The following is a 13,484-nucleotide window of genomic DNA, read 5'->3' as shown; positions in this document are numbered from 1 at the left end:
AGAGTATGCAGCAACCGCAGGTCTGGTTAGTCGAGGATGAACAGGGAATCGCCGATACGCTCATCTACACCCTGCAACTGGAAGGGTTTACCGTTGAGCTATTCGCTCGCGGGCTGCCCGCGCTGGAAAAAGCGCGTCAGCAACGGCCGGATGCGGTGATTCTCGATGTGGGACTACCGGATATCAGCGGCTTTGAGCTGTGTCGGCAGTTGCTGGAACGCCATCCTGCGCTGCCGATTCTTTTCCTGACTGCCCGTAGCGATGAAGTGGATCGATTGCTTGGTCTGGAGATTGGCGCAGATGATTATGTCGCCAAGCCGTTCTCGCCGCGCGAAGTGAGCGCCCGCGTGCGCACGCTGCTGCGCCGGGTGAAAAAGTTTGCTGCGCCGTCGCCGGTGGTGCGTACCGGACATTTTGAACTCAATGAACCGGCGGCGCAGATCGCCTGGTTTGGTACGCCGCTCTCGCTGACGCGTTATGAGTTTCTGCTCCTTAAAACCCTGCTGCTGTCGCCGGAGCGCGTGTACTCGCGCCAGCAATTGATGGATATTGTCTGGTCTGATGCCCAGGAGACCTTCGATCGGACGGTCGATACACACATCAAAACCCTGCGCGCTAAGCTACGCGCGATCAACCCGGATCTCTCGCCAATTAACACGCATCGTGGAATGGGATACAGCCTGAGGAGCGTCTGATGCGCATCGGAATGCGTTTGCTGCTGGGCTACTTTCTTATTGTCGCCGTCGCCGCCGTGTTTGTGCTGTCTATCTTCGTTCAGGAGATAAAGCCGGGCGTCCGCCGCGCGACGGAAGGGACGCTGATTGACACCGCGACGCTGCTGGCGGCGCTGGCCCGCGACGATCTCCTTTCCGGCAACCCGACTGACGGCCAGTTGGCGAAAGCATTCGCCCAACTGCAACATCGCCCGTTTCGCGCCAATATCAGCGGGATCGTCAAAGTGCGCAATGAATACCATGTCTATATGACGGATGCGCAGGGGAAGGTGTTGTTTGATTCGGAAAACAAAGCGGTGGGACAGGATTATTCTCGCTGGAATGACGTCTGGCTTACGCTGCGCGGACAGTATGGCGCCCGCAGCACGGCAAAAGATTCTGCCGATCCCAATAGCACCGTGATGTACGTAGCCGCGCCGATAATCAGCGATGGACGGATTATCGGCGTCCTGTCTGTCGGTAAACCGAATGCGGCAATGGCGCCGGTGATTAAGCGCAGCGAACGGCGCATTCTGTGGGCCAGCGCCGTTTTACTGGGAATTGCGCTGGCGATTGGCGCGGGGATGGTCTGGTGGATTAACCGCTCCATCGCCCGGTTGACGCGCTATGCGGATTCTGTCACCGAAAACCGCCCGCTTGCGTTACCTGCATTAGGCAGCAGCGAGCTGCGTAAACTGGCGCAGGCGCTGGAGAGTATGCGCATTAAGCTGGAAGGCAAGAATGACATTGAGCAGTACGTGTATGCGTTGACTCATGAGCTGAAAAGTCCGCTGGCGGCGATACGCGGCGCGGCGGAGATTCTGCGTGAAGGACCGCCCGCGGATGTGGTTACCCGCTTTACAGAGAATATACTGGCGCAAAATACGCGAATGCAGGCGCTGGTAGAAACCCTGCTGCGCCAGGCGCGGCTGGAAAACCGACAGGATATCCCTCTCGCGCCGGTTGCTGTTGATGAGCTATTTACGCAGCTTAGCGAGGCGCGCAGTATTCAGTTGGCGGCAAAAAAGATCACGCTTACTCTACGGCCTTCCTCGCTGGTTGTCGTCGCCGACGCGGAGCTTCTGGCGCAGGCGTTGGGCAATGTGTTGGACAATGCCATCGACTTTACGCCTGAAAATGGCGTTATCACATTAAACGCTCAGCCGATGGGGGAGAAAGCGATCCTGCAGGTGACGGATTCCGGCTGTGGTATTCCTGATTTTGCGCTGCCGCGCATTTTCGACCGATTCTATTCGTTGCCCCGTGAAAACGGGCGTAAAAGCAGCGGGCTTGGGCTGGCGTTTGTCAGCGAGGCGGCGCGGCTCCTCAACGGTGAGGTGACGTTGTGCAACCGTCCCGAAGGCGGCGTGCTGGCCTCGTTGACACTTCACCGTCACTTCACATAACTTCAAATTCTCCCCACATCGCGTTCTTACACTGCTGGCATTGCAAAGGAGAACGCTATGTTGAAATCCCCCCTGTTGTGGAAAATGATTACGTTAGGCGGCGCCATGATCCTGCTGTTAATTCCCCTGATGATGGTACGGCACACCATCGTGGAGCGTGCTGATTATCGAAGCCATGTGGAGAATGCTATTCGTCAGAGTACCAGCGGCCCACAAAAGGTTGTCGGCCCGCTGGTGGCGATTCCGGTGACAGAGCTCTATACCGTGCTGGAAGAGGAGAAAGAGGTCCAGTATAAGCGCAGCTATCTCTATTTTTGGCTGCCGGAGTCGCTATTGGTCGAAGGCAATCAAAACGTTGAAGCGCGAAAAATAGGTATTTATCAGGGGCAGGTGTGGCATACCGATATGGCGATAAAGGCGGAGTTTGATGTGGCCCGTCTGCATGAGCTGAACAGACCGAACATTACCCTTGGAAAGCCCTTTATCGTCGTGGGCGTCGGCGATGCGCGCGGTATCAGCGCAGTAAAAGCGCCGCAGGTGAATGGTGAAATGCTCACTGTAGAACCGGGGACCGGCTTACCGGAAAGTAGAGAGGGCATTCATATCCCGCTGCCGGACAGTCAGTGGGCGACGCGCAACCTGACGTTGGCGATGTCGTTAAATTTAAGCGGAACCGGCAGCTTTTCACTGGTTCCCGTCGGGCGTAGCAGTGAAATGACCCTGACCAGTAACTGGCCGCACCCAAATTTTGTGGGGGATTTTCTTCCCGGTAAACGCGAAATCAGCGGTTCAGGATTTCAGGCCCAGTGGCAAACCAGCCGGTTTGCCACGAATCTCGGCGAACAGTTTGCTGATGCGCAAAAGGTGGATTGGGACAACTTACCGGCGTTTAGCGTCGCTGTATCGACGCCAGCCGATCAGTATCAACTGACGGACAGAGCGACGAAATATGCCATTTTGTTGATTACGCTAACGTTTATGGCTTTCTTTGTCTTCGAAACCCTGACGGGGCAGCGGTTACACCCGATGCAGTATCTGCTGGTGGGGTTATCGCTGGTGATGTTCTACCTGCTGTTGCTGGCACTGTCGGAACATATCGGTTTCACGCCAGCCTGGATCGCCGCAAGCCTGGTGGGCGCGTTGATGAATAGCGTTTATTTGCAGGCGGTGCTGAAAGGATGGCGCAATAGCGTACTGTTTACGTTAGCGTTATTGGCGCTGGATGGCGTGATGTGGGGATTGCTGCGTTCGGAAGATAGCTCGTTGCTTCTGGGGACCGGCGTTCTGCTACTGGCGCTTGGCGGCGTGATGTTCCTGACGCGCCATCTGGACTGGTATTCGCTCTCTTGTCAGCAACGTAAGTCATTACCGCCAGTAAAAGATGACGAATTACGTTTGTGGAAATAAATTTTACGGGCGCGCGCGTTAACGTTTTCCCGCGCAGCGCCAGAAAATGTGATGCCGTTAGTTATAGGTCAGGTTTAATGTTGCCGTGGCATTCGCTTGCCCGGCCGTTACCGTGGCGGCGGTTTTATAGTAGCGCGCGCTAATTTTCAGGGTGGTGGACATATTCATGGTTCCGCCGTTAACCGTCTGGCTGCCATCGGCATTGGTGGTAATCGTGTGAGTAAAGAGATCAATTTTTTGATTAATTGGCAAACTGTCGGTAAAGAAACCGGCGTCCGGCGCCTGAATACCCAACTGTACGCCAACGCCGGTTGCGCTGGTTGGCGCGCTCGCATTGCTCAACTGGATGACTGAATTATCAGGGTTATTTCCGCTGGCCGGTTGGGCGCTTAACGATGCGGAGATAGCGGTGCCTTGTTCGCAGGTCAATAAGATATCCTGCTCGCCTGTGCCCGCAGTTTGACTGTTAGCGAAACTGCCTAAATTGACGCTGCCTAAATCAACGGTGATGGCAGGTGTTTCTACCCGACATCCCATCGCTTTCATAATCAATTGCGTATTCCCCAAATACAGATGGGTCAGGATATCGCCGCCGGAGTCTTCCGTTGCGCTATCGCGAAAAGATACGCGCGCCAGTGGGCTTTGGAATGTCGCGGTACCGGAGGTGATCGGACCGCCTAAGGCGACCAGTTCAACATTGTAGGCGGGAGCCATCGCATGGTGTGTTTTATTGCCATCGCCATTATGGTAGGTATTATCGATTGGCATGACATTATCGTAAGGGCCAGCATTCGTTTGGGTTTTAATCGCAATGCCCACGCCGGAAATGCCGGTGCTAAATACCGGTGTGTTGTTCCCGTCATTCGCATTGATTGTCGCTGATGTATTTGACTGCGCGCTACCGGGTTCATATAAAAAACCGACCTTATAATCGCGACTACAGCCATCCATTGTGACTTCGGAGGTGGAAACCCAGCCCGATTGCCACAACACTTCGCCTGCGGTATAGGCGTGGCTATCCACCACAAGCTGCGACGGCGGGGTGATAGTGATCGCGCCTTCATTTCCGGAACGTTTACAGGAGGCGTAACCATGACCGGAATACGCGAACAGCAGAATAAGCGCCAGATATAACCTTCTCATGAAAAATTCCTGCTTTTATACCAGGTGAAATAGAAAGATGTTATTGCCATGCGATAGTGATCGTCACAACGGACGTGAAATCCCCTGCCGTGACTTTTCCATACGGGGTATACATCCTTGCGGCGACAGGCAAATTGGCTTCATGGGTATTACTGTTGATATCCACCGTGTAAGTGACGTTGTTGGCCAGATTGACCAGACTTTTACCGTCCAGGTTAAAAAGCTGTAATCCTAAATCCTGCGCCGGATTGGCCGCGCTGTTTGCATAAATCGCAGAAGCATAATTTGGATCGGGATAAGGTACGCCGTTAAATGAAATCGCGGCTTTTGTGGTCGTTGCCGGGCAATTCGTCATTTTTATGGTGAAAGGAATGGTGGCGGTATTGCCGCCGGCCACGGCGATATCCGCCCGGGCATATTGTCCAAGAGAGAGCGTGTCGGGGACCGTCACGGTACACGGATCGGCATAAATTAATCCCGTAACGTTAATGTCTACGGCATCTGCGGTATTGTATGCCGCGCTGATCGATGGCGACCATAATGCCAGACCCGTGAACGTTAACAGGGCGGCTAATGCAGCAAATCTGTTCATATTCATCTTTTATCCCACCAGAATCACTGGCATTGCTCGTGTAAGATTTCTACGCCAGAAGCGGAGGGGGAGCTCGGTATACGATAGGAGACCTGACACCGGTCTGCTGCTGTTGGTCCCCACTTCACTAATAACCGCCCTTGTTTTTCCAGTCCGGTTAACCAGGCTTGCCCCGCATCACCAACAAAACTGCTGTGATTGTCTGGTTTTGTTAAAGACGAGACGGTCGCGCCAAAAGGAACAGGAAGATTGTTTATGCGGGTTAATACCATCAATGCCTTGTAACCAATATTGGTTTTATATTCAGCCCTGACCACCGCGCCACGGGTAGGCACCAGCGTTTTACTGGTATCAATGAGCTCAATATTTTTTCTAATGCCCGTCGTATCTAAAGAGACTTCATTACGATGGTAAGGCGAAGCATAAGGTACGACGGCATAACCCCGAAAATCGGTGTCCACGCCCGTTTCGTTATTCACGGGGACACCCGCTGCGCCAGGGGCTTTAACCAATATGATGGTGTCGTCCATTGGCTGGGATAGTGTCAGGCCATTTCGATGTAACAGTACGCCGCCCTGAACGCCATAATTCAGGCGACGCATATGATTATCGTAGCTATATCCGCCGTTAATATCCGCATACGTCCCGTTATAGGTTGCGCTCACATTACCGCTGGTGGCTTTCTCTTGAGAGGAATAACCTTCCTGAACGCTCCATGAGAGATTTTTCTGTGCCAGCGCTGTTCCGTTTAAACCGACAGTATGCGTGGTATCGCCGTCTTTCGCGGAGTTCATATTGTAGGTGGCATACGTTGACGGCATAAAGGCATCTAACGGAATACTAATATTGATTGAAATTTGCTGGTCATTACTGTCTTCCGTATCGTCGTCTTCATCCTGAGAATTATCGGCGTTCAGCGTATAAGAATAGTTAATGCCATAGCTTACGTTATGCCATGTGTTGTTATAGCCAATACCTAATGATGTGGTATGAGTGTCATTCCAGTAATCTTCATTATATAAAGTGAGTGAAATGGAACCGTAGATAATGTCTTGCGATAACGACAGGTCGGTGCGATTACGTACATGATCATAGTGACTATTATCGCTATAGGTATCCAGCACATCCTCAAGAGCGTAGTAATCTTTGGTCGAATAACGGTAGCCGGCGACAGTGAAATTGGTGCCTGTTGACTGAATATCTTTGCTGTAACGAATACGCCAGGATTGTCCGGTAAGCGTATCGCTAACCACATCGCCTGCTTTAATTTTTGACCATGAGTTGGTGACGTCTAAAGACAATGCGCCCAGATCGCCAAGGTTTAAGCCTGTCCCGATGAGCGCCGCATGATAAACATCATTGCTCAGCGTACTCTCTATTCCGCCATAGGCGGTTATGCCGCCTGCTAATCCGTATAAGGCCGTCAGTTCAGCGAAGTTCTGTTGCGCGGAATGCGTATCTGATGAACGCGTGCGGCCTACCGTCAGGTCGTATTTCAGGTGGCCTTCACGCTGTAATACCGGAACGCTGGCGTAGGGCACAATGAAATGCTGTTCAGAACCATCGGATTCTTTGATGGTGACGTACAGGTCGCCCGAACCGCCGGTTGGATAAAGATCGTTGATGGCGAATGGACCCGCCGGAACGTTAGTTTTGTAGATGGTATAACCGTTTTGTTCAACGGTTACCTGCGCGCTGCTTTTGGCCACCCCGCGAATGACCGGGGCGAACCCTTTCATACTGTCCGGCAACATATCGTCATCAGAAGAGATCTGTACGCCCTTAAATGAAATACTGTCAAAGACGTCCGCGGGCGTGTTATTTTCCCCGGCGATCAGCTGTCCTTTTAAAAATTCGATATCGCGAGAAACATAGGTGTAGGCAGAATCCCAGCTATTTTGCCCATCGCTATCATGATTCCAGGTTGAGTAGTTACGAAAACGCCATGCGCCAATGTTAATACCAGGGCGCAGGTTAGCGTATTCGCTATTTTCCGTCCGGTTTTCATCAATATCGTGATCCTGCGATCCGGTAAAACTGTAGTTCAGCAAAAAAGCATTAATGCCTTCATCCCATTCGCTGGTAGGGACGAATTCTCGCGGGTCGGCGATCAACGCGATTTGAGGGATCGCTAAATCCAGCCGGTTACCGATGACATTAAACTTTGCTACAGCGCCAGCCAGCAGACTAAGATCGGTACACCCGTTTGGGTCATTTTTAAGCTCGGGGAAGTTTTCTGTTTTTACGCCCCACTGCTTGAGTTGTTCAACGCTAAGACACGGCTGTAGGGAGAGCTTATTATCTGCTGATTTTTTATTTTTAAAGGCAATATTTTTTGTTTCAACACTGGTGTTATTAATATAAATATCAACATTATAGGTGCCTTCTGCCTGCCCCCCCTTTTCGAAAACCGATAGATCGACATTCTCCACGCCCGGTTCATCATTTTCCAACGATAATGGATTAAAATGATCATGCGCTAACGCTGGTTTTATGGAACAGCATATAAAGAGAAACGATAACGCTAATTGAGAACGGGGCTCTACTCTGGAGAATTGCACAGTAAAAGTCCTGAAAGGGTAAAAGTAAAGTGAAGTCGTTAATGGCTAGAATGAACCGGAATGCGGCTCTAAACTCATCCCATAATCGCTGATTAATCGCCACGTTACCGTGCCATGAGGGGCGGCAGTAGAACTCAATTTAAATGACGCTGATGATTTTGGCGGAACGAAGGTCGCTGATTTCACTTCATGGCTGTTAAGCGTCACACTGGCAAAGTTCATATAATAGGGAGTGGGGTTATTTACGGTAATAACATCACCTGCCGTCTGCCATTTTAATTGTTGGCTCTGGCTATCAGGCGTTGATTTTGTTAATGCTGGCGGTCGATATATAAGCTTTATTTGGGTATTAATGGAGATTTCCACGCGGTTCGCGGAGGCATTATCATCAATAGAAGGAATACCCTTAATATTGAGCCAGTACATAGACTCCCGATCTGCAGGTAGGGGGGCGCCAGAGCGAATAACCCGAATACTGTTCTTTTGCCCGGCATCAAGGCGAAAAAGAGGCGGGGTGATAATAAACGCCTGCTTATTTGTGACCTGGGGATCGGCAACCGATAACCATGACTGAACAAGATTCGCTTTGCTGTCTTTATTCTCTACATTGATTGACGACTCATCATTATTGCCGTCGAAAACCAGTCGGGTTCCGCCAACAACAATGCTGGCATAGGCAACATGGCTTGTCAGTAATACGACCAACACGGATTTCTTTATGTGATTCATTTTTTACTCTGTAAAGATGTTTTACGCTATGGACTGGCATCCTGCCTGTCCACATCAGGATGAGAATGCCTTACTGATACGAAACGGTATACGTAACCTGAGTGCTAACATCTCCACCGGTTACGGTTGCGGAACCATCGTTTGCCATGGCGGCGTAATAGGTAAAGTCTGCTGTCGAGCCGTCGGTTGGCAGGTTTACTGCGGCATCATCCGTGTTATCTGTCACATCGCTATGTGAAGCGTTCTGAATAGAAATACCGACACCCGCGGCGCCCGTTTCCGATCCTTCGTCCGCGTTTTTGAAGTACGTTGGGTTGGAATCATCTGTTGCGCCGTGGAAGCGGAACATGGCCTGGGTTGGTACGCCAGTCCCTGCTTCCGGGCAGCTAACCAGGCTTACGGTAAACGGCACGTAATCGGTTGTGGCGCCTTTTTCCGCGATGCGTTCTTTGCTGTAATTGCCTAAATCAATGGTGGTATCCGTGGAGCCATTAACCTGAACCGTACACGCCTGATCGTAAATTTTGCCATTGAACGTAATCGTGTTCTGGGCAAATACCGGTGTGGATGCTACGGCAGTTAACATTGCCAGGATGATAATTTTCTTATTAAACATATTAATTGTTGCCTGATTCTATTCGCTGAAAAATAAAGATAGCTATATAAAATAAAATATTATATTTTACTCTGTATGCGCTTCTTTCTGTTCTGTAGATAAGCAGGCGGCTATTCTACGTATATCAACTATGAACTCAATAAAAATTCTGATGCAATATTGAACGGCAGTCCAGTTTCGGACCCGGTAACAAAGTTTAATAAAATACCACTAAAGAAGTATGGTTGATGACTAGATTTATAGAGCAAGATCTCTTTTTTGATAATAGTTATTATTTCCTGGAGGATTTATTTAACTCTATATTGCTTTATTTTTAAGAATATACGACGCTTGTCCGTTTAAAATGAAACCGGCAGGTTTCGAAGCTCTAACAGTCTTCCATGCAGTATTTTTATATAGTCCCCCGCTTTTAGTTCTGAAAGTACCTGCATGATACGGCTGCGTGAAAGCCCGGTTCTCTGCTGTATGAAGTTCTGTGCGTTGATCTCAAATCGTGAGCTTTCAGGATACGACCACAGTTCAAGTAACAGCGCTTTTATCTGGCTATAGGCGTCCTGCCCGATAAGGTTTCTGTCACGGTTAGTCATGAAAGCAATGCGGTACATCAGGATGTTCGAAATGTCACGCCAGAGATGCTTTTCATCGGCTATTTCCACAAAATCTTTTACTGGGACAGGATAATATTCACAGGTGGTTTCGGCGATAAAAAAGACGTCTGAATTCTCTTCTAACTGGTATAAGTCAGCATAGGCATCTACAAGGCCTAAAATCATTGGTGAGACACCGCAGCCCATTACAATGCTGTCGATACGCCGACATACTTTAATAGCGCCTTTAGTGATTAACAGGATGTGGGATTGATTATCAATCTTGATATCCAGTGTTTTACCGGCCGTAATAGTGACAGGGGAGATGTTTTGAATAACGTGCCGATGAATATTTAAAATGGCTTGCAGGTTTTTTTCTTTCCCTGTGGGACGATACACATTCCCGCCGTTTAACTGCTTCATATCTTCCCCATTATTATGGCTGATAAAGTGGTTGACTATTAAAAGGTAAACATAAATTTAATATTCACTTAAAATTATAATTAAGTAAATTAAAATAGCCAACAAGAATATTTAAGTCAATGTATTCACCTTATCAATGCATGAGCGACAACGCTGTTTGTAAGGTTAACCATAGTAAATGTGATGATTTTATTTGCAATCATTTTATGACAGCTATCATAGGTACCGTGCTTAACGAGCGCGTAGAGCGTACAGGATAGCGAAGCGATGAACATCGCTGTTGTAGGATACGAATGAGAGAAAAGTACAAAATGCAGGCAGGCGGCGTTTTACTGAGCGAAATCGCCGCCTGCCGGAACTCCTCCCGGCGGGAGCCATAAGCGGTTAGCGGTACTGGACGATCAGGCTTTGAATCTCCGGATGATCTTTTAACGACACGTGCCGTACCGTGGCGATTCCATTCATCAACGAAATAGCGTTTCCAGACGGTGTGGCGACTGTCTGTAAATGGGGGATATTATTCCGCAAACATGATACCTCGATATTGCGATCGTGAGGCGCAAGATTACAACCATATTCGACAATCTGGCCTTTGAAATGAATAACGCCTGCGGAGACCGGCGCGGTAGCAGCCAGCGCGGCTGGTGAAGCTGACATCGCTGCACAAAACAGGTAGCAGCATAATGGTGATTTTTTCATCCTTTGAAACCTCACGTCCTGTGAGCATCCCCTTATTTTTTGGGGACTAACAAATCCCGTGTATTACTCTTTAATGTAAATACACAAACTACCTTAACTTTCGCAAGCTGAGATAAACAGCGCTATACGACAATTTTTATGTAAAAGAGTACGTCATAACGGCAGGTCAGGAGGGAAAGCGAGGCCGCTTAGCGGAAGGGGGACATAAGAAACAGCCAGTAAGAATAACTTACCGGCTGTTTTTACGGTTTGGCGCCTGGGCCGAATTAATCCTGCAGGTCGCCGCAGAAGCGATAACCTTCGCCGTGAATGGTGGCGATGATTTCCGGCGTATCCGGCGTGGATTCGAAATGCTTACGAATACGACGAATGGTAACGTCAACAGTACGGTCATGCGGCTTCAGCTCGCGGCCGGTCATTTTCTTCAACAGCTCTGCGCGCGACTGAATTTTGCCAGGGTTTTCGCAGAAGTGAAGCATCGCGCGGAACTCGCTGCGCGGTAGTTTATACTGCTCGCCGTCCGGGCCGATCAGTGAACGACTGTTGATATCCAGTTCCCAACCGTTGAACTTGTAGCTTTCAACGCTACGACGCTCTTCGCTGACGGTACCCAGGTTCATGGTACGGGACAGCAGGTTGCGGGCACGGATGGTCAATTCGCGTGGGTTAAACGGTTTGGTGATGTAATCATCCGCGCCGATTTCGAGGCCGAGAATTTTGTCGACTTCGTTATCGCGGCCCGTCAGGAACATCAGCGCAACGTTAGCCTGTTCACGCAGTTCACGCGCTAACAGGAGACCGTTTTTCCCTGGCAGATTGATATCCATGATCACCAGGTTGATGTCATATTCAGAGAGGATCTGATGCATTTCCGCGCCATCTGTCGCTTCGAATACATCATAGCCTTCCGCTTCGAAAATACTTTTCAACGTGTTGCGTGTTACCAACTCGTCTTCAACGATAAGAATGTGCGGGGTCTGCATGTTTGCTACCTAAATTGCCAACTAAATCGAAACAGGAAGTACAAAAGTCCCTGACCTGCCTGATGCATGTCGCAAATTAACATGATCGGCGTAACATGACTAAAGTACGTAATTGCGTTCTTGATGCACTTTCCATCAACGTCAACAACATCATTAGCTTGGTCGTGGGTACTTTCCCTCTGGACCCGACAGTGTCAAAAACGGCTGTCATCCTAACCATTTTAACAGCAACATAACAGGCTAAGACGTACCGGACACCTAATAAAACTACGCTTCGTTGACATATATCAAGTTCAATTGTAGCACGTTAACAGTTTGATGAAATCATCGTAGCTAAATGCTAGCTTTCATCACAAATTTGCAATATTCCAACTAGTTACGTAAGCCAACTAATAAATGTGATGAATCCAAAGAACAGGATCTATTTTAAATTAAATTATCCTAAATAAACAGCAGGATAACGATGTTCTGTTAACATAAACAGCAATAGTACAGATACGCAATAGTGTAGCGTCTTTTACGAAATCAAAAATGCTTTTTCAGTGATATCCGTTAAAATTTTGTAAATTTGCGAAGCGTAATATGCTTACAAACGCCAGCTAATTTCCTGTAAATTAGTCAAAAAGAGTAATGAAATGCGTGTAACAATCGTTCTTGTCGCTCCCGCCAGAGCGGAAAATATCGGCGCAGCCGCCCGGGCTATGAAGACCATGGGATTTACTGACCTGCGTATTGTCGACAGCCAGGCGCACCTGGAGCCCGCCACCCGTTGGGTCGCACATGGATCTGGAGATATTATTGATAATATTGAGGTTTTCCACACCCTTGCCGACGCGCTCCACGATGTGGATTTTACCGTCGCGACGACAGCCCGCAGCCGGGCAAAATTTCATTACTACGCTTCGCCCGCTGAACTGGTTCCCTTATTACAGGAAAAATCACGCTGGATGCGTCATGCCGCGCTGGTTTTTGGCCGTGAGGATTCCGGTCTGACCAATGACGAGCTGGCGCTGGCGGATGTATTGACCGGCGTGCCGATGGCGGCGGATTACCCTTCGCTCAATCTGGGTCAGGCGGTCATGGTGTATTGCTATCAATTAGCAGGTTTAATGCAACAGACCACTGAATCCGTTGATATTGCTGATGAATCGCAGTTACAGGCGTTACGCGCGCGCCTTTTACGTCTGTTAACGACTCTGGAGGCGGCCGATGACCACAAATTAACCGACTGGCTACAACAGCGAATCGGCCTGCTGGGACAGCGAGATACGGTAATGTTGCACCGTTTGGTTCATGATATTGAAAAAAAACTAACAAAATAACGTGCTGTAATTTTTAAAATAATAAGAGATTACGTCTGGTTTCAAGAGATCATAACAGGGGGAATTGGTTGAAAATAAATATATCGCCAGCAGCACATGAACAAATTTCGGAATGTGATCAATTTAAAAATTTATTGACTTAGGCGGGCAGATACTTTAACCAATATAGGAATACAAGACAGACAAATAAAAATGACAGAGTACACAACATCCATGAACCGCATCAGCACCACCACCATTACCACCATCACCATTACCACAGGTAACGGTGCGGGCTGACGCGTACAGGAAACACAGAAAAAA

14 protein-coding genes and 1 other annotated feature (1 of these 15 running past the window's edge) are annotated in these 13,484 nt (G+C 49.1%); of the genes, 6 read left to right on the top strand and 8 right to left on the bottom strand.

Annotated features, from left to right (window positions below; all coding sequences use genetic code 11):
• The first annotated feature begins 5 nt into the window (after nucleotides 1–5).
• From creB to creD, 3 genes are read left to right on the top strand one after another with little or no spacing between them, the layout of a single operon-like run.
• Entirely contained in the window at nucleotides 6–695 is a 690-nt protein-coding gene (gene creB, locus J4728_RS17965; RefSeq protein ID WP_001187046.1) for a two-component system response regulator CreB, read from the top strand.
• Complete coding sequence (creC, locus tag J4728_RS17960; protein ID WP_208212163.1) at nucleotides 695–2,119, top strand: two-component system sensor histidine kinase CreC; 1,425 nt, start codon at nucleotides 695–697, stop codon at nucleotides 2,117–2,119. The genes creB and creC overlap by 1 nt, the downstream gene beginning before the upstream one ends.
• A gap of 57 nt (nucleotides 2,120–2,176) precedes the next feature.
• Nucleotides 2,177–3,526, top strand: a complete 1,350-nt coding sequence (creD, locus tag J4728_RS17955; protein ID WP_000920394.1) for a cell envelope integrity protein CreD — start codon at nucleotides 2,177–2,179, stop codon at nucleotides 3,524–3,526.
• Nucleotides 3,527–3,583: 57 nt separating this feature from the next.
• Here creD and sthE read toward each other — a convergent pair whose 3' ends face one another.
• From sthE to arcA, 8 genes are all read right to left on the bottom strand, one after another.
• A complete protein-coding gene (gene sthE, locus J4728_RS17950; RefSeq protein WP_001253761.1) occupies nucleotides 3,584–4,669 on the bottom strand; it encodes a fimbrial major subunit SthE in 1,086 nt (361 codons plus the stop codon).
• A gap of 40 nt (nucleotides 4,670–4,709) precedes the next feature.
• A complete protein-coding gene (locus tag J4728_RS17945) occupies nucleotides 4,710–5,267 on the bottom strand; it encodes a fimbrial protein (RefSeq protein WP_001056984.1) in 558 nt (185 codons plus the stop codon).
• A gap of 17 nt (nucleotides 5,268–5,284) precedes the next feature.
• Nucleotides 5,285–7,822 carry a fimbrial outer membrane usher protein gene (locus J4728_RS17940; protein ID WP_001160707.1) on the bottom strand — a complete coding sequence of 846 codons (2,538 nt, stop codon included), beginning with the start codon at nucleotides 7,820–7,822 and terminating at the stop codon, nucleotides 5,285–5,287.
• Between the two features lie 45 nt (nucleotides 7,823–7,867).
• Nucleotides 7,868–8,551 carry a fimbrial biogenesis chaperone SthA gene (gene sthA / locus J4728_RS17935; protein ID WP_208212160.1) on the bottom strand — a complete coding sequence of 228 codons (684 nt, stop codon included), beginning with the start codon at nucleotides 8,549–8,551 and terminating at the stop codon, nucleotides 7,868–7,870.
• Nucleotides 8,552–8,621: 70 nt separating this feature from the next.
• Nucleotides 8,622–9,167, bottom strand: a complete 546-nt coding sequence (locus J4728_RS17930; protein WP_000482239.1) for a fimbrial protein — start codon at nucleotides 9,165–9,167, stop codon at nucleotides 8,622–8,624.
• 338 nt (nucleotides 9,168–9,505) lie between these two features.
• Complete coding sequence (locus tag J4728_RS17925) at nucleotides 9,506–10,177, bottom strand: winged helix-turn-helix transcriptional regulator (protein WP_000811635.1); 672 nt, start codon at nucleotides 10,175–10,177, stop codon at nucleotides 9,506–9,508.
• Between the two features lie 384 nt (nucleotides 10,178–10,561).
• The gene (locus tag J4728_RS17920) at nucleotides 10,562–10,876 is read right to left on the bottom strand and encodes a hypothetical protein (RefSeq protein ID WP_000749514.1); all 315 of its coding nucleotides are present in this window, start codon (nucleotides 10,874–10,876) and stop codon (nucleotides 10,562–10,564) included.
• A 266-nt stretch (nucleotides 10,877–11,142) separates the two neighbouring features.
• Nucleotides 11,143–11,859 carry a two-component system response regulator ArcA gene (gene arcA, locus J4728_RS17915; RefSeq protein ID WP_001194359.1) on the bottom strand — a complete coding sequence of 239 codons (717 nt, stop codon included), beginning with the start codon at nucleotides 11,857–11,859 and terminating at the stop codon, nucleotides 11,143–11,145.
• A gap of 95 nt (nucleotides 11,860–11,954) precedes the next feature.
• Here arcA and yjjY point away from each other — a divergent pair, with 95 nt between their 5' ends.
• From yjjY to thrL, 3 genes are all read left to right on the top strand, one after another.
• Nucleotides 11,955–12,095: a protein YjjY gene (gene yjjY, locus J4728_RS17910; protein ID WP_001541509.1), complete on the top strand. Its 141-nt coding sequence runs from the start codon at nucleotides 11,955–11,957 to the stop codon at nucleotides 12,093–12,095.
• A gap of 399 nt (nucleotides 12,096–12,494) precedes the next feature.
• Complete coding sequence (locus tag J4728_RS17905) at nucleotides 12,495–13,181, top strand: tRNA/rRNA methyltransferase (RefSeq protein ID WP_001266769.1); 687 nt, start codon at nucleotides 12,495–12,497, stop codon at nucleotides 13,179–13,181.
• A 213-nt stretch (nucleotides 13,182–13,394) separates the two neighbouring features.
• A complete protein-coding gene (gene thrL / locus J4728_RS17900; RefSeq protein WP_001575544.1) occupies nucleotides 13,395–13,460 on the top strand; it encodes a thr operon leader peptide in 66 nt (21 codons plus the stop codon).
• Nucleotides 13,396–13,484: a sequence feature (Thr leader region), on the top strand (it continues 32 nt past the right edge of the window). (Overlaps the previous gene by 65 nt.)

The organism is Salmonella sp. 32070601201500089SM (assembly GCF_017573605.1).
GTDB classification, from domain to species: Bacteria; Pseudomonadota; Gammaproteobacteria; order Enterobacterales; family Enterobacteriaceae; genus Salmonella; species Salmonella enterica.
Note: the sequence above shows the minus strand (reverse complement) of the source record. Positions and strands in the feature narration are given on the sequence as shown.